This window comes from Hungatella sp. L36 (genome assembly GCF_014288035.1).
Genome location: NZ_JACOPC010000002.1, coordinates 476149 through 492220 on the forward strand (window position 1 = coordinate 476149; position 16072 = coordinate 492220).

Annotated in this window: 14 protein-coding genes; 11 read left to right on the top strand and 3 right to left on the bottom strand. The window is 52.6% G+C overall.

Annotated elements, in window-relative coordinates; all coding sequences use genetic code 11:
- Nucleotides 1–2 precede the first annotated feature (2 nt).
- The 5 genes from H8S80_RS07800 (at nt 3) to H8S80_RS07820 (ending at nt 5630) form a co-directional block, all read left to right on the top strand.
- Nucleotides 3–1592: a glycoside hydrolase family 28 protein gene (locus H8S80_RS07800; RefSeq protein ID WP_117631636.1), complete on the top strand. Its 1590-nt coding sequence runs from the start codon at nt 3–5 to the stop codon at nt 1590–1592.
- Nucleotides 1589–2413: a sugar phosphate isomerase/epimerase family protein gene (locus H8S80_RS07805; protein ID WP_117631638.1), complete on the top strand. Its 825-nt coding sequence runs from the start codon at nt 1589–1591 to the stop codon at nt 2411–2413. Before H8S80_RS07800 ends, H8S80_RS07805 begins: the two co-directional genes overlap by 4 nt.
- A gap of 34 nt (nt 2414–2447) precedes the next feature.
- On the top strand, nt 2448–3752 hold the full coding sequence (locus tag H8S80_RS07810) for an MATE family efflux transporter (RefSeq protein WP_117631640.1): 1305 nt from the start codon (nt 2448–2450) through the stop codon (nt 3750–3752).
- A 97-nt stretch (nt 3753–3849) separates the two neighbouring features.
- Nucleotides 3850–5175, top strand: coding sequence for an alkyl/aryl-sulfatase (locus H8S80_RS07815; RefSeq protein WP_117631642.1), 1326 nt, complete (start codon nt 3850–3852; stop codon nt 5173–5175).
- Nucleotides 5175–5630, top strand: coding sequence for a MarR family winged helix-turn-helix transcriptional regulator (locus H8S80_RS07820; protein ID WP_117631644.1), 456 nt, complete (start codon nt 5175–5177; stop codon nt 5628–5630). Before H8S80_RS07815 ends, H8S80_RS07820 begins: the two co-directional genes overlap by 1 nt.
- Before the next feature lie 10 nt (nt 5631–5640).
- Here the strand turns inward: H8S80_RS07820 and H8S80_RS07825 are convergent, their stop codons facing one another.
- Both H8S80_RS07825 and H8S80_RS07830 read right to left on the bottom strand, forming a co-directional pair.
- Nucleotides 5641–6309 (bottom strand): DUF4318 domain-containing protein, encoded by a 669-nt coding sequence (locus tag H8S80_RS07825; RefSeq protein ID WP_117631646.1) that lies wholly within the window; start codon nt 6307–6309, stop codon nt 5641–5643.
- Entirely contained in the window at nt 6269–6757 is a 489-nt protein-coding gene (locus H8S80_RS07830; RefSeq protein ID WP_002604202.1) for a LytTR family DNA-binding domain-containing protein, read from the bottom strand. Before H8S80_RS07830 ends, H8S80_RS07825 begins: the two co-directional genes overlap by 41 nt.
- Before the next feature lie 341 nt (nt 6758–7098).
- On the opposite strand from H8S80_RS07830, the gene plsX reads away from it, so the two are divergent.
- The 6 genes from plsX (at nt 7099) to ilvA (ending at nt 14909) form a co-directional block, all read left to right on the top strand.
- Complete coding sequence (gene plsX, locus H8S80_RS07835; RefSeq protein WP_002604201.1) at nt 7099–8115, top strand: phosphate acyltransferase PlsX; 1017 nt, start codon at nt 7099–7101, stop codon at nt 8113–8115.
- An 18-nt stretch (nt 8116–8133) separates the two neighbouring features.
- Nucleotides 8134–8364, top strand: a complete 231-nt coding sequence (gene acpP, locus H8S80_RS07840) for an acyl carrier protein (RefSeq protein WP_002604200.1) — start codon at nt 8134–8136, stop codon at nt 8362–8364.
- 78 nt (nt 8365–8442) lie between these two features.
- Complete coding sequence (rnc, locus tag H8S80_RS07845; protein ID WP_002604199.1) at nt 8443–9147, top strand: ribonuclease III; 705 nt, start codon at nt 8443–8445, stop codon at nt 9145–9147.
- 19 nt (nt 9148–9166) lie between these two features.
- Nucleotides 9167–12727, top strand: a complete 3561-nt coding sequence (gene smc / locus H8S80_RS07850; RefSeq protein WP_117631648.1) for a chromosome segregation protein SMC — start codon at nt 9167–9169, stop codon at nt 12725–12727.
- Nucleotides 12728–12740: 13 nt separating this feature from the next.
- Nucleotides 12741–13682, top strand: coding sequence for a signal recognition particle-docking protein FtsY (gene ftsY / locus H8S80_RS07855; protein WP_002604197.1), 942 nt, complete (start codon nt 12741–12743; stop codon nt 13680–13682).
- 3 nt (nt 13683–13685) lie between these two features.
- A complete protein-coding gene (gene ilvA / locus H8S80_RS07860; RefSeq protein ID WP_002604196.1) occupies nt 13686–14909 on the top strand; it encodes a threonine ammonia-lyase in 1224 nt (407 codons plus the stop codon).
- A 122-nt stretch (nt 14910–15031) separates the two neighbouring features.
- On the opposite strand, the gene H8S80_RS07865 is transcribed toward ilvA, so the two are convergent.
- The gene (locus tag H8S80_RS07865; RefSeq protein ID WP_117631650.1) at nt 15032–15931 is read right to left on the bottom strand and encodes a PfkB family carbohydrate kinase; all 900 of its coding nucleotides are present in this window, start codon (nt 15929–15931) and stop codon (nt 15032–15034) included.
- Between the last annotated feature and the right edge of the window lie 141 nt (nt 15932–16072).

Sequence of the window (16072 nt, forward strand, 5' to 3'; positions counted from 1 at the left end):
AAATGAAAGCAAACGTGATTTTTAAGACTTCCCGGAAGTTCCTTCTGGAATGGGAGGACTTCGGAGTCTTCTATACAGAAAAAGAGTATGAAGTATGGCTGGATGACCGGTTCGTCTTAACAGGCAGCCGCGTCATCCAGACCGTATCGGGCCTTACGCCCGACACGGAATACCGCGTATCCCTGCGGTGCGGCGGAGAGATTTACGCGGAGTTTTCAGTCCGTACCGACTATGAGTTTGTGACGCTGAACGTGCGGCACTTTGGAGCAAAGGGAGACGGAATCCATGACGATACACTGGCCATCCAGGCGGCGATCGCCTCCTGTCCGAAAGACGGGCGAGTGTTTATCCCGGAGGGAACGTATCTCGTAACCAGCCTGTTTTTAAAGAGTGACTTCACGCTGGATATCGGGAAGAACGCCGTGCTCCTGGGCCATGCAGAGCGGGAGCGGTTCGGCGTGCTTCCCGGTATGATTCAGAGCTACGATGAGACAGCGGAGTACAATCTCGGATCCTGGGAGGGAAATCCCCTCGATATCTTTACCAGCATGATTACGGGAATCCATGTCTCAAATGTGGTGATCACCGGAGAGGGAATCCTGGATGGGAATGCCACCTTTCAGGACTGGTGGGAGGACGACAGGGCGAAAATCATCGCATTCCGGCCCCGTATGGTATTTTTGAACCACTGCGATCACGTGGTGCTTCATGGGGTCACCGTGCAGAACAGTCCTTCCTGGAATATCCATCCCTATTTCTCAGATGATCTCCGTTTCCTGAATTTGACCATCTTAAATCCCTGGGATTCCCCGAATACAGACGGCATGGACCCCGAATCGGTGAACGGCCTGGAAATCGCCGGCATCTATTTTTCCCTGGGGGACGACTGTATTGCACTTAAGTCCGGAAAGTATTATATGGGCCATAAATACAAAGTGCCGTCACAGAACATCGAGGTTCGCCAGTGCTGCATGAACAACGGGCACGGGGCGGTGACTATCGGAAGCGAGATGGCAGCGGGCGTGAAACACGTCCATGTGAAAGACTGCCTGTTCCTGCACACCGACCGGGGACTGCGGATCAAGACGAGACGTGGAAGAGGAAAAGACGCCGTCGTCGAAGATATCTGTTTTGAAAATATCCGCATGGACCATGTGCTGACGCCCTTTGTCCTGAATTCCTACTACAACTGCTGTGATCCCGACTGCCATTCGGATTATGTGAAATGCAAGTCGCCGCTTCCGGCAGACGAGCGGACCCCATCGGTGAAGCAGATGATTTTCCGAAACATTGAGGCGCATAACTGCCACGTGGCCGGAGCATTTATATACGGACTGCCGGAGAGGAAGGTGGATTACGTGGAGTTTGACCATGTGACCATTGATTACGATGAGAACCCGGAACCGGATGAGCCCGCCATGATGGATGACATCCAGCTGACTGCAAAGATGGGCCTCTACATCAACAATGTACAGGAACTGGTTCTGAACGACGTCTCCATAAGCGGATGCGACGGGGAACCGCTGCTTTTGGAAAACATCGATAAAATAACCGGAAATTCAGGCTTCACCACGGAAGGAGAACAGACATGAGCATGACGATTGCCGCTACGGCAAGTATATCCGCAGGCGGGGATGATCCCATCCTGTTTCGGGGACCGTTTGAAGAGACGATTCCCCAGATGGCCGCGCTGGGGTACCGCGCCGTGGAACTTCACATTTACGACTCGGATCAGATCGACCGGAAACAGTTATACCGGCTTTTGGAGGAGAACCACGTGGTCCTCACCTCCATCGGTACAGGCTCTGCCTACGAGAGAGACGGAATTTGTCTCGGCAGCTTGGATCCTGAGAAACGGGCTGCGGCTATCCGCCGCCTGACCGGGCACATGGTGACAGCCTCTCCATTTCATGGTATAGTTATCATTGGTCTCATCGCGGGAAGATTTTCCGACTGCGGTCAGGATGGAGAAGCATTTAAAAGAAATCTGACGGAGAGCTTAAAGCTCTGTGCGAAAGAAGCAGAGGTTCACGGCGTAACCTTAGGCTTCGAGGTGATGAACCGGTTCGAGAGCGATTATGGAACCACGATCAAAGAGGCATTAGAGCTTCTTCGCGCGGTCCGCTCTGACCGGCTGAAGCTTCACCTGGATACGGTACACTTAAATATTGAGGAAGATGATATCGGGAAAGCCATCGAAAGCGCCGGCGGCGCCATCGGCCACGTCCATGTGGCGGATAATAACCGCTGGTATCCGGGGCATGCGCACTATAATTTTGCGGAAACACTGGCAGCCTTAAGCCGTGTGGGGTACAACGGCGTGCTGGCACTGGAAATCACGAATGATCCGGATACGGAAACAGCCGCCAAAAACAGCCTCTCCTACTTGAACGCAATTCTTGAGACACTATAAAAACGAGGGATAGTTCCCTCCGGGAGGTTTTATCTTGCTGTTAAAGAAGTTTTTCAAGTTCGTAATTCCATCGATTGTATCCATGTGGATCTTTGCACTGTATACCATGGTGGACGGGATGTTTGTGGCATGGGGAGTCGGTGAGCGCGCATTGGCATCAGTGAATCTTTCCATGCCCTATGTGATCTGCATTTTTTCCATCGGCCTGCTGATGGCGACGGGGACCTCCACGCTGATTTCCATTGCACTGGGACAGAAGAAGGAAGAGGAGGCGAGCAGCCTGTTCACCATGAATCTGGTCGTCTTAACCATTGTCTCCCTTGTGGTGACCGTGCTCACGTTTCTGTTTCTGGAGCCTCTCGCCGTGTTTCTCGGCGCCTCGCCGGACAACCTGGAGTACGTAAAGAGCTATGTGGGGACCATCGGGGCCTTTGCCGTATTTTTTATCCTGTCCTATAATATGGAGGCACTGGTGAAAACGGATGGAACGCCTGTCGTTTCGACGATCGGTGTCATGGTGTGCGGACTGACCAATGTCATTCTGGATTATGTCTTTGTCATGGTATTTCACTGGGGCGTCTGGGGAGCGGCATTCGCGACCGGACTGGCTCAGGTCGCCTCCACAATCATATTCTTTACATATTTTACACGCTTTCGGAAGAAACTCTGTTTCCGCAGATTCAAATGGAATCCGGGCGTTTATAAAAAAATTATTCCCCTCGGCCTGGCTAATGGATTCACGGAGCTTTCGGGCGGTCTTGTGGTGTTCCTGTTCAATCAGATCATTCTTCGCGTGATCGGGGAGAGCGGTATCGTCAGCTATACGGTCATTTCCTATATCAATACCCTGGTGCTGAACACCATGGCGGGGATTGCCCAGGGGATGCAGCCGGTTACCAGCTACCATTACGGCGCCAGAGAATTCGGTCAGTGCCGGAAGCTCTTAAAGTATTCGCTCCTGATGGAGGTGATCGTGTCGGTTGTCTATGTATTTGTCCTGGAACTGTTTCCGCAGATCTTTGTCGGCGCGTTTCTGGACCGGGGGGAGGGTGAACTGTTTGCCTATACCATGAGGGCGCTGCGCCTCTATTCGCTGTCGTTTTTGTTTCTTGGATTTAATGTGGTGTCGGCCGGTTACTTTACCGCAGTGGAGCGTCCCTGGCAGTCCTTTGCCGTATCGGCGGGAAGAGGTCTGTTCTTCCTGGCTGCGGCTCTTGGCGTCATGGTCGTTCTCCTGGGAGAGAACGGAATCTGGCTTTCGCCGGTCGTCTCGGAATTTGTCTGCGCCATCCTGGCGGCAGTATTTTTCCTTCATAAAAAGGCGGGTCCTGTGAAATAAGGAAGTGGCGAGATTTTGTTGACATTACTTCGATATCGAAGTATTATAAAAGAAAAACATTCGATATCGAAGTAAATCGGGAAAGAGAGGCCGGACCATGATCTATGAGGGCGAGGAAAAATTAAAAAGACAGGCGGAAAACGGATTTCCAAAAGGGATTACGAAGATCTGTGACCGTGTATATTTTGCTTTGGGATATGGCGGGAGCACGTGTACACTTGTGATAGGGGAGGAGTCCTGCATTCTGGTGGATACGTTAAACGGCGTTGCACCGGCCATGGAAGCCAGGAAAGAATTTGAGAAGCTGACGGATAAGCCTGTCCGGACGATCATTTACACGCACTATTTTCATTTCGACCACACCTCGGGCGCGTCGGTATTCGCAGGCCCCGATACGCGGATTATCGGGAGAAAGCCGACGTATCCCCAGTATGGAAGGACCGGCCTGATCAAGGACATCTGCGGCGTGCGCGGGGCGAGACAGTTCGGCGTCGGCTTGACGCCGGAGGAAAACATCTGTGTGGGAATCGGGCCGAGAAATGAAATCAACGGGGAAAAAGGAAGTCTTCCATGCAGGGAGTTCTTCGAGGAGGAGCTGCTGGAGCTGGAAATCGACGGTACGAAGGTCGTACTCGCGGCCGCCCCAGGGGAGACGGACGATCAGATCTTTGTCTGGTTCCCTCAGCACCGCGTTCTCTGCTGCGGTGACAACTATTATGAATCCTGGCCTAATTTATACGCCATCCGCGGCGGCCAGTACCGGGATATCAGCGGCTGGATCGATTCCCTGGATAAGATGAGGGAGTACAGGGCCGATTATCTGCTTCCCGGCCACACCAGAGCCGTGATTGGAAGCGCGGAGGTGGAGACGACGCTTAAAAATTACCGGGATGCGCTGGAATACGTGCTGACAGAGACGCTTCACGGCATGAATGAGGGCCGGACACCGGATGAACTGGCTGACAGCGTCCGCCTTCCTGAGCACCTGGCGTCACTTTCCTATTTACAGGAGTACTACGGAACCGTGGAGTGGTCTGTCCGGTCCATTTATACCGGTTATCTGGGGTGGTTTGACGGAAACCCAACGAAGCTGGGTCATATGAACACGAAGGAACGGGCAGAAAAGACGGTTGCGATGATGGGAGGCGCCGGTCAGGTGCTGGCTGAGGGAAAGGCCGCCCTGGAGCGCGGAGAGGCGCAGTGGGCCGCAGAGCTGTGTGATCTCCTGTTAGACTGCGGCCAGGAGATAGAAGCAGCTTCCGGTCTCAAGGCCGATGCGCTGACCGAGCTTGGCCGGAGGCAGACGAGCGCCAATGCCCGCCACTATTATCTGGCGTGCGCCAGACAGTTGAGAGGAAACGGCGAGACCCTTAAGCTGAACGGCGCCATGCTGGATGTGGGAAAGAAACAGAGGGAAGCGTAATGATCGACAATACCTTTACACTGATCAGCCGCATAGACGGGGAGATACGCCGTTTTATTACGGAAGAACTGGCGAAGGAAGGCATCACAGATATTGTGCCTTCCCACGGTGCCATTATCGTAGAGTTGATGAAGCATGGACAGCTGCCCATGAACGAACTGGCGCGCCACATTGACAGGACGCCTCAGACGGTTACCAGCCTCGTAAAGAAGCTGGTGAAATCCGGTTATGTGGAGACCGGAAAGGCTCCGGAGGACAACCGGGTGACCATGGCCGCCCTGACGGACCCGGGCGCACGTTTGGCGGCCACACTTTGCAGGATCTCTGAAAAGATCTATGAGCTTCAGTATCAGGGGATACCGGGGGATGAGATCGTTGTTCTGCGCAGCGCATTAGCGAGGATGCATGCGAACTTCGCAGAAAATGGCTTCAAGGATACGGAAAGCATGGGCTGACACGGTCCCATCATAAAATCTCCCGGATTTCCATAGACCAGACAGGGCCGCCGTACATGTAGGACTCCGTAAGAGCCACCGTGTGCAGGCGGCCTTCAAGCTTCACGGTGGCCGGAATGTCCTTCTTTACGTATTCCAGCGTAACAGAGCTTTTCCGGCAGTAGGTTTCCAGAAGATCGAAAAACGCTTCCGGGGAACGCGGCTTTTCGTCCAGATCGATGATGAGCGTCCTTCCCGCGGCGCTGCTGTTCAAGTCCTTTGCCACCTTTTTCAAATAACGGTATTCTGCCTCCATAAGCAGCAGAAGAACCGCGGCGCTGGTCAGCAGCATGGCGCGCACAAACGATGGAAGGCGCCATGTCAGAAAAGAGAGGAAGAACAGTAGGAGATAGCACCAGGACACGGCGGCCGCTCCCCGAAACCATGCCGAATCCAGCTGCGGCGTAAAGCCTCGGATGAGCTGCAGAAGACAGCCGGCTGCCAGGTAAGAAAGAAGGATTACAAGGAGCAGTGACCAGAATGTCTCAAGTCCCTCCGGAGCCGCCAGGCGCAGCGTCACAAGTGAGCTGATAAACATTATCATCCCCAGAAGACTCCCTTTCTTCAGAATCTCTGTAAGACCTTCTTCCTGAATAAAATTACAGTTGAATCGATGTTCTTTCCTTTGATTTTCTTTCATTTCGCACCTCCATGATCTGACTGCGCACGTCCTTTAAGTATTTCCGGGAAATATAGACGACGGAAGAATCTGTAAATGCCGCCGCCATCAGGCCGTTCACCATCGGTTTATAGGTTTTTACGTGATCCATATTCATGATGACGGATTTTGAGATCCGTATGAAGCCGGAAGGGAGAAGATGCTCCAGCTCATACAGCCTCTTCCTCACTTCCAATGTTCCATGAGCCGTGTGCACCAGCTGTTTTTCCTGTACCGTCTCGATATAATCGATCTCACTGCTGGGAATCCTCTCGATTTTCTCTCCGCAAAAGCACGTCAGGATGACACTGCGAAACTCTTCCTGCTCCACGTATTCTGCCAGGCGCAAAACCGCCTGATCCCTGCGGTGCACATATAGATCCGCGTGCTCCGGTTCCTCCTGTGGAATTTCTCTGATCAACGTTTTCATGTCTGCCGCCTCCTGCCTTCTGTTCTTTGATCTCTTACCATGCGCACAGCGGTCGCCGGTTCATCTGGTTTTATTATAAGGTACGCTTGGGAAAATATCCACGCTTTTCCGGTAAGTGGCCGTCACGGCAGGGTAAGTGGAATGTTTTCTGTGAAAAGCGGGTATATTTTCGTAAAAAGGGGTTTTTTTAACTGGAAATATCTGCTATGATGAGAGACAGGGAAAGAAGAAGGACCGTTATAAGGAACTCTTATTTCTTAAATTTAATATTGATTTATAGAATAATATTTAGTATATTATGTAATAGGTTATCTTAGGCCAGACTTGAAAGGGGAATTGTGATGATAAAAGTAGCTGTAGATGCCATGGGCGGCGATTATGCACCGGCTGAGATGGTAGCAGGTGCCGTGCAGGCGGTGAACGCGAACAGGGAGATCTCCGTTCTCCTGGTAGGGCAGGAACCGGCAGTAGCTGAGGAGCTGAAAAAGCATAACTTTCCGGCGGAACAGATACAGATTGTTCCTGCAACAGAGATAATCGAGACGGAAGAACCTCCGGTGAATGCCATACGAAAGAAAAAAGACTCTTCCATTGTGGTTGGCATGAATCTGGTGAAAAAGAAGGAAGCGGATGCCTTCGTTTCAGCCGGCAGTTCCGGCGCCATATTAGTTGGCGGTCAGGTCATTGTCGGAAGAATAAAGGGCGTGGAAAGACCTCCGCTTGCGCCGTTAATCCCCACTGAAAAGGGCGCGTCTCTGCTGATTGACTGTGGTGCCAATGTCGACGCCAGGGCTTCCCATCTGGTACAGTTTGCACGCATGGGCTCCATCTACATGGAACATGTGATGGGGGTGAAGAACCCACGGGTCGCCATCGTCAATATCGGGGCAGAGGAAGAGAAAGGAAACGCACTTGTTAAGGAGACGTTTCCGCTTCTCAAGGAATGCAGGGACATAAACTTCATCGGAAGCATTGAGGCGAGGGAGATTCCGCATGGCGGCGCAGATGTTATCGTATGCGAGGCATTTGTAGGCAACGTAATCCTGAAGCTTTACGAAGGAGTAGGTGCCACTCTGATCAGTAAGGTCAAGAGCGGCATGATGGTGAACTTAAGAAGTAAGATTGGAGCACTGCTTGTAAAACCAGCGCTTAAGGAGACACTGAAATCCTTTGATTCGTCTCAGTACGGAGGAGCACCGCTTCTCGGTCTGAACGGTCTGGTGGTGAAAACCCACGGGAATTCCAAGGCAAAGGAAGTGTGTAATTCCATTCTTCAATGCGTGGCCTTTAAAGAACAGGGGATTAATGATAAGATAAGAGAGAGCCTGACTGCTGAAAATCAGGAAAATAAAGAATAGGAGAGAGGAAGGGAAAAGATGGAATTTGAAAAGTTACAGAATATTGTCGCAGAGGTACTTAACGTTGAACCGGAGGAGGTAACCATGGCTTCTACATTCGTAGATGACTTAGGTGCAGATTCCCTGGATGTATTCCAGATCATCATGGGTATCGAAGAAGAATTCGATATCGAGATACCGTCCGAGGTAGCGGAGAAGATCGCTACAGTCGGTGATGCGGTAGAACAGATTAAGAACGCGCTGAATTAATAGATGTGGGTGTTGCAGGGCGGCATTATGCCGCCTGTCCGCAACACCTTCTTTCATAGTAAAGGAAAGAGGACCGCAATGAACAAAAAACTGAATGAGCTGGAAGGGCGGATTGGCTACCGTTTTTCGGACAGGCAGCTGCTTACAAGGGCCATGACCCACAGCTCCTACGCCAACGAACACCGCTTAAACAAGCTGGAATGCAATGAGCGGCTGGAATTTTTAGGTGATTCCGTGCTGGAGGTCGTTTCCAGCGATTTTTTATATCACAAATATCCGGATAAGCCGGAAGGGGATTTGACGAAGATCCGCGCCAGCATCGTATGCGAACCGACGCTCGCCTACTGCGCCGAGGACATTGAATTAGGAAATTACTTACTGCTGGGAAAGGGAGAAGAGGCGACCGGCGGACGCGGAAGGGCCTCAGTCGTATCGGACGCCATGGAAGCGCTCATCGGCGCCATATATCTGGACGGTGGTTTTGCTAATGCAAAAGAGTTTATCCTTCGATTTATCATGAACGACATCGAGCATAAACAGCTCTTTTTTGATAGCAAGACTATCTTGCAGGAGATCGTACAGAGTCAGACGGAAAAACCGCTTGCCTATGAACTGCTGCGGGAAGAAGGGCCCGATCACAATAAAATCTTTGAGTCCCGGGCACTCATTGGAGAGGAAGAGATCGGCCGGGGGACCGGAAGGACGAAAAAGGCTGCGGAAGCAGTAGCCGCCTATCACGGAATTTTAAAGCTTAAGAAAATGGAAAAGGAAAGGCAGGCATAGACGTCTGCCAACATAAAGTATGTATTTAAAAAGCATTGAGATACAGGGCTTTAAATCATTTGCCAACAAGATCGTGTTCGAATTTCATAACGGAATCACTGGTATCGTGGGACCCAACGGCAGCGGCAAGAGCAATGTCGCCGACGCGGTGCGCTGGGTGCTGGGAGAGCAGAAGGTGAAGCAGCTTCGAAGCTCCAGCATGCAGGACGTCATCTTCTCCGGCACGGAGACGAGGAAGCCCCAGGGCTTTGCCAGCGTCGCCATCACTCTGGACAACTCTGACCACCAGCTGGCCATCGATTACGATCAGGTGACGGTCACGAGACGTGTCTACCGCTCCGGTGAAAGCGAATATATGATCAACGGAAGCACCTGCCGCCTGAAGGATATCAACGAGCTGTTCTACGACACCGGTATCGGCAAGGAAGGCTACTCCATCATTGGACAGGGCCAGATCGACAAGATATTAAGCGGTAAACCGGAGGAACGGCGGGAGCTCTTCGACGAGGCGGCCGGAATCGTAAAATTCAAGCGCAGAAAAGCCATCGCCCAGAAGAAGCTGGAGGATGAGAAACAGAATCTGGTCCGTGTGACCGATATTCTAACGGAACTGGAGAAACAGGTCGGCCCTCTGGCAAAACAGTCTGAGGCCGCGAAGGAATATCTGCGTTTAAAGGAAGACTTAAAGAAATACGATGTGAACCAGTTCCTGCTGGAAACAGCCGGAACGCGTAGCCAGTTAAAGGAGACGGAGGAAAAGGCCGCCATCGTATCGAAGGATTTGGAAGATACGAGGCAGGCTTCCGAACATATCCGTGTGGAATATGAGACCCTGGACGCCCTTTTATCCGGGCTGGAGGCAGCCGCAGGCGAGGCCAGAACGGCTCTCAGCGAGACCAACATGGAAAAGGGCACCCTCGAAGGCCGTGTAGGCGTGCTGAACGAGCAGATCAACACGGAAAAGATGAACGCGGAACACATTGGAAAGCGAATGACAGCGATCCATGGGGAAATCGCGGATAAGAAGACGAAGGTCTCCGCCTACGAAGAAGAACGAAGCGGCATTGCCGCCCAGGTTAAGGAATCCTTAGAGCGTCTGGCCGCGGCCGAAGAGGCGCTTAAGGAGAAGGATGAGGAGATCCGGGCGCTGGAAGAAGAGATTGAATCCGGCAAGGGCAGCATCATCGACACCTTAAACGAGAAGGCCTCCATTAACGCCAGACAGCAGCGGTACGAAACCATGCTGGAACAGGTAAATGTCCGGCGTTCCGAGGTGTGTCAGAAGCTTTTAAAGTACAAAAGCGACGAATCGGAGCAGGACGGCCAGCTAGATGAATTAAACCGTCAGCTGGAAGAGATCGAAGCCGAGATCGCCAGTCTCGGAGACGCCCAGGCGGCGGCTGAGACGAGGACGGAGGAGCTGGAACACGAGGTCCGCCGTCTGAATAAGAATTTAAACGACAGGCAGCAGGAATACCACACCAGCTATACGAAGCTGGAATCGCTGAAGAATATAGCGGAACGGTATGAGGGCTACGGCGGAAGCATCCGCCGCGTCATGGAGGTCAGAGACCGCATTCACGGCATCCACGGCGTTGTGGCCGATTTAATCACTGTTCCGAAGAAGTATGAGATCGCGGTGGAGACGGCGCTGGGCGGAAGCATCCAGAACATTGTGACGGATTCCGAGCAGACGGCAAAGCAGCTGATCGAATATCTGAAGAAAAACCGGTACGGAAGGGCGACCTTCTTACCGCTTACCAGTATCGGCAACAGGAACACCTTTAATCAGGACAAGGCGTTAAAGGAGCCTGGTGTCTTAGGACTAGCCAACAGTCTGGTGGAGACAGACGGCCAGTATGAAGGGCTGATCCGGTATCTGCTGGGGCGGGTCGTGGTGGTGGATACCATCGACAACGCCATTGCACTGGCCAGGAAATTCCAGTATTCCCTGCGGATCGTCACCCTGGAGGGCGAGCTTTTAAGCGCGGGCGGTTCCATGACCGGCGGTGCGTTTAAGAACACCAGCAACCTGCTGGGCAGAAAGCGTGAGATCGAGGAACTGGAAGCCGCCTGCACCAAGGCGCTGACCGATGTGGACCGGATCGAACAGGATCTGGTGATGAATGAGGCGCTCCTGGCAGAAAGCCGGGAAGAGCTGGAATCATTGAAATCCAGGAAGCAGGAGAGCTATCTGCGCCAGAATACGGTCCGCATGAGCATTTCCAGGACCGAGGATAAAAAGGAAGAGATCCGGGAATCCTATGGCGATCTGGAACGCGAAAACAGCCAGCTGGAGGATCAGATCCGGGAGATCGGCAAGAGCCGGAACGAGCTGGCAGGCGAGGTCATCCGGCTGGAGGGGCAGAATCAGGATATCAACAGCCGTCTGGATTCCTGCCACGAGCGTCTTGACACGGCCAAGGCAGAACGGGAGGACGCTTCCAAAGCGCTCTCCACCGTCCAGCTGGAGGCGTCCGGACTCAAGCAGAAGGATGACTTTGAACTGGAGAATATCCGGCGGGTCAGGGAAGACGTCCGCCGCCTGGAGGAAGAGCTTTCCGGCCTATCCGGGGGCACCGATGACTCCAACCTGATTATTGAAGAAAAACTGGCGGAAATCGCCGGATTAAAGGCACAGATTGAGAATACCGTTATACGTGCTGCCGGCCTCTCTGCCGTGATCGCGGAGAAGACGGCAGAGAGAGAGGAAAAGTCGAGACAGCAGAAGGAACTCTTCCAGAAGCGGGAAGAGCTTTCCGACCGAATGAGCCGTCTGGATAAGGATTTATTCCGTTTGCAGAGTCAGAAGGAGAAGCTGGAGGAGCGCCTGGAAAACTCGGCAAACTACATGTGGGATGAGTACGAGCTGACCTATTCCGCCGCACTGGAGCTTAAGGGCGGGGAGGAGGAATCTCTGCCGGAGATCCGAAAGCATATCGCATCCTTGAAAGAAGAGATCAAAAAGCTTGGCAATGTCAATGTCAACGCCATCGAGGATTATAAGGAAGTATCGGAGCGCTATGTGTTCATGAAGACCCAGCACGACGATCTGGTCACGGCGGAAGAGACGCTGCTTAAGATCATCGAGGAGCTGGACACCGGCATGAGAAGGCAGTTTGAGGAGAAATTCAGGGAGATTCGCACCGAGTTCGACAAGGTGTTTAAGGAGCTCTTCGGCGGCGGCCGCGGCACTCTGGAGCTGGTGGAAGATGAGGATATCCTGGAAGCGGGCATTCAGATTATCTCCCAGCCGCCGGGCAAAAAACTGCAGAACATGATGCAGCTTTCCGGTGGAGAGAAGGCCCTGACAGCCATTGCGCTGCTGTTTGCAATTCAGAACTTAAAACCGTCTCCGTTCTGCCTGTTGGATGAGATCGAAGCGGCGTTAGATGACTCGAACGTGGACAGATACGCAAAATATTTACATAAACTGACGAAATATACACAGTTTATCGTTATCACCCACCGTCACGGAACGATGGTGGCCGCAGACCGTTTATACGGTATTACCATGCAGGAGAAAGGCGTTTCAACGCTTGTTTCGGTAAATCTGATAGAAGAAGATTTAGATAAGTAAAAGGAGGCCGTCTATGAGTGAGAAAAAGGGATTCTTTGGGAAACTGGTAGCAGGACTGCAAAAGACAAGGGATAATATTATATCGGGGATGGATTCCATTTTCAGCGGCTTTTCAGCCATCGATGATGAGTTTTATGAGGAGATCGAAGAGACTCTGATTATGGGAGATCTTGGAATTCAGACCACCATGTCGATTGTGGAGGATTTGAGAAAGAAAGTAAAGGAACAGGGAATAAAGGACCCGGCCGAATGCAAGGAGCTTCTGATGGAAAGCATCCGGGATCAGATGGATTTAGGGGAAAATGCGTATGAATACGAGAACCGCCAGTCCGTTCTGCTGATCATCGGTGTCAACGGAGTGGGAAAGACCACCTCCGTCGGCAAGCTGGCCGGCCAGTTAAAGGACGACGGGAAAAAGGTGATTCTCGCGGCGGCAGACACCTTCCGTGCGGCGGCGATTGAGCAGCTGACGGAGTGGGCCAACCGGGCGGGCGTGGACATCATCGCCCAGCAGGAAGGCTCCGATCCGGCCGCTGTCGTCTATGATGCCGTGGCCGCAGCCAAATCACGCCATGCGGATATTCTGATCTGCGATACGGCGGGGCGGCTTCACAATAAGAAAAATCTGATGGAAGAGCTTAAGAAGATTAACCGGATCATCGACAAGGAGTTCCCGGAGGCATACCGGGAAACGCTGGTGGTGCTGGACGGAACGACCGGGCAGAATGCACTTTCACAGGCCAGACAGTTTATGGAAGTGGCGGATATCACAGGAATCATCCTGACGAAGCTGGACGGAACCGCCAAGGGCGGAATCGCCGTGGCAATCCAGTCGGAACTGGGAATTCCAGTCAAATACGTGGGGGTTGGAGAGAAGATCGACGATCTGCAGAAATTTAACGCAGGGGAGTTTGTGAATGCATTATTCCATGTGGAAGAGAAAGAAGAGGCGTAAGTTATGTTGACATTGGAGAAATTTGAAGAGGCAACAGAGGTTGTAAGCAAGGTAACGCAGGAGACAAAGCTGGTGTACAGCGAATATTTTTCCTCCCAGACCGGCAACAGGGTCTGGTTCAAGCCGGAAAACATGCAGTATACAGGCGCTTATAAGGTAAGAGGCGCTTACTATAAGATCAGCACCTTGAGCGAGGAAGAGAAGGCGAAGGGATTAATTACCGCTTCCGCCGGCAATCATGCTCAGGGCGTGGCATACGCCGCGAAGCTGGCCGGAATCTCCGCGACCATCGTGATGCCGACGACAACGCCTCTCATGAAGGTAAACCGGACGAAGGGATACGGCGCGGAAGTCGTTCTGGAAGGCGATGTATTCGATGAAGCCTGCAGTTACGCCTACAGGCTGGCAGAGGAAAAAGGCCTTACCTTTATCCATCCGTTTAACGATTTGGACGTAGCTACGGGCCAGGGAACCATTGCCATGGAGATCATCAAGGAACTCCCGACCGTGGATTACATACTCGTTCCCATCGGCGGAGGCGGACTCTGTACCGGCGTTGCCACTCTGGCGAAGATGCTCAATCCGAAGATCAGGGTAATCGGCGTGGAACCGGCTGGCGCAAACTGTATGCAGGAATCCCTGCGCCAGGGCAAGGTAGTTTCCTTAAACGGTGTCAACACCATCGCGGACGGCACGGCGGTGCAGTGCCCCGGCGATCTGCTGTTCCCCTACATCCAGGAGAATGTGGATGACATCATCACCATCGAAGATTCGGAACTGATCGTTTCCTTCCTCGACATGGTGGAGAATCACAAGATGATCGTGGAGAACTCCGGCCTTCTGACCGTAGCGGCCTTAAAGCATATGAAGGTGGAAAACAAGAAGATCGTCTCCATCCTGAGCGGCGGCAACATGGACGTCATCACCATGGCCTCCATCGTACAGCACGGCCTGATCCAGAGAGACAGAGTCTTCACCGTATCCGTCCTGCTTCCGGACAAGCCAGGCGAGCTGGCCAAGGTTTCCACACTTCTCGCCAAAGAGCAGGGCAACGTAATCCGTCTGGAACACAACCAGTTCATCAGCATCAACCGAAACTCGGCTGTGGAACTGCGCATCACACTGGAGGCTTACGGCACCGACCACAAGAACTCCATCATGGCCGCGCTCACCGAGGCAGGATACCGTCCGAAGCTGGTGAAATCCAAAGGAACTTATGCGGATTAAAACTATACGGATTAGAATTATGCAGATTAGAAGATTATAAAAAGGCATCAGAACTGCGGGGAATGACGATACCGCGGCTCTGATGCCTTTATTTTGCATCATGGAAAAGTCGATTTTTTCTTTCAGCCTTCTCTAAACAAAACCGAATCCTCTGGAAGGATCGCGCCCTCCTGGCTCACCACGGCCGCCGCCACCCGATTGGCTGCCGCGATGGAATCGTACAGGCTTTTTCCTTTCTGAAGGCTGGCGAGAACCGCCCCGATATGGGCGTCGCCTGCTCCGATCGTATCCACGACCTGTGAAGGGATTCCTGGGACCGAATAGGAGACTTCTGCGCTTTCATGGCAGTAAGCGCCGCGTTCACCCAGGGTTACGATTACCGGACTTCCCGTGATCTGAAAGAGGGCGGCCGCAGAGTCTGCCACACTGTCCCGGCCTCCCAGTTCCAGCGCTTCCTGCTCATTGATATGGAGCACGGGCGAGAGTGCCAGGATCCGGTCCAGCCGGTTTCCGGAAAGTCTGATTCCACGCGGGCCGGGCGCAAAAAAGAGCTGCGGGCCCCGCTCTTTCTCGAAATATTCCACCAGCGCCTCCCCCGTAGGTTCTTCTACCTCCAGTCCGCAGAGATAGGCCATGGCGTAATCTTCCATGCGGTAAGGCTCCATCCACTCTTTCTGAAAGGTGTATTCGACCCCGTGCAGAGAGAGAAATGTCCGCTCCCCGGAAGCCTCCACGAGGCAGTAACAGCAGCCATTTTCTTTTTCGGGGAGATAAACCGGGATGGGAAAACCATGAGCAGTCAGCGCATCCTTGACGAAGCTGCCGTATATTCCGCCGCCGACCGGGGAGAGGAAGGTGAATTGTGAGCCGGAGTACAGCAGCACGTGCGCCACGTTGCAGGCACAGCCCCCAAGTGCCATGGTCTGACTCTTTGGATGGAGATCTTCTCCGGTTATGGGAAGATGATCCAGCTTCAGGATGATGTCCACGCAGGTGGAACCGACAACCAGTATTTTTTTCATAAGTGCCTCCGGTATCCTAATTTTTTCGTTATAAAAACTTAAGATTATTATACGCGGAACTGGAAGTTCCTTCAATTGCTTTTCCATGTTTCCTATGTTAAACTTTTAGGGAACTGCTAAATACGAAAGAAGAGAGATGAA

Bases quoted from the DNA above. Each gene is read 5' to 3' on its own strand.
- acpP (WP_002604200.1), top strand. From the start codon at position 8,134: ATGGAATTTGAAAAGTTACAGAATATTGTCGCAGAGGTACTTAACGTT.
- H8S80_RS07805 (WP_117631638.1), top strand. From the start codon at position 1,589: ATGAGCATGACGATTGCCGCTACGGCAAGTATATCCGCAGGCGGGGAT.
- ilvA (WP_002604196.1), top strand. From the start codon at position 13,686: ATGTTGACATTGGAGAAATTTGAAGAGGCAACAGAGGTTGTAAGCAAG.
- H8S80_RS07830 (WP_002604202.1), bottom strand. From the start codon at position 6,757: ATGAAAACGTTGATCAGAGAAATTCCACAGGAGGAACCGGAGCACGCG.
- ftsY (WP_002604197.1), top strand. From the start codon at position 12,741: ATGAGTGAGAAAAAGGGATTCTTTGGGAAACTGGTAGCAGGACTGCAA.
- H8S80_RS07800 (WP_117631636.1), top strand. From the start codon at position 3: ATGAAAGCAAACGTGATTTTTAAGACTTCCCGGAAGTTCCTTCTGGAA.
- H8S80_RS07825 (WP_117631646.1), bottom strand. From the start codon at position 6,309: ATGAAAGAAAATCAAAGGAAAGAACATCGATTCAACTGTAATTTTATT.
- smc (WP_117631648.1), top strand. From the start codon at position 9,167: ATGTATTTAAAAAGCATTGAGATACAGGGCTTTAAATCATTTGCCAAC.
- plsX (WP_002604201.1), top strand. From the start codon at position 7,099: ATGATAAAAGTAGCTGTAGATGCCATGGGCGGCGATTATGCACCGGCT.
- H8S80_RS07815 (WP_117631642.1), top strand. From the start codon at position 3,850: ATGATCTATGAGGGCGAGGAAAAATTAAAAAGACAGGCGGAAAACGGA.
- rnc (WP_002604199.1), top strand. From the start codon at position 8,443: ATGAACAAAAAACTGAATGAGCTGGAAGGGCGGATTGGCTACCGTTTT.
- H8S80_RS07865 (WP_117631650.1), bottom strand. From the start codon at position 15,931: ATGAAAAAAATACTGGTTGTCGGTTCCACCTGCGTGGACATCATCCTG.
- H8S80_RS07820 (WP_117631644.1), top strand. From the start codon at position 5,175: ATGATCGACAATACCTTTACACTGATCAGCCGCATAGACGGGGAGATA.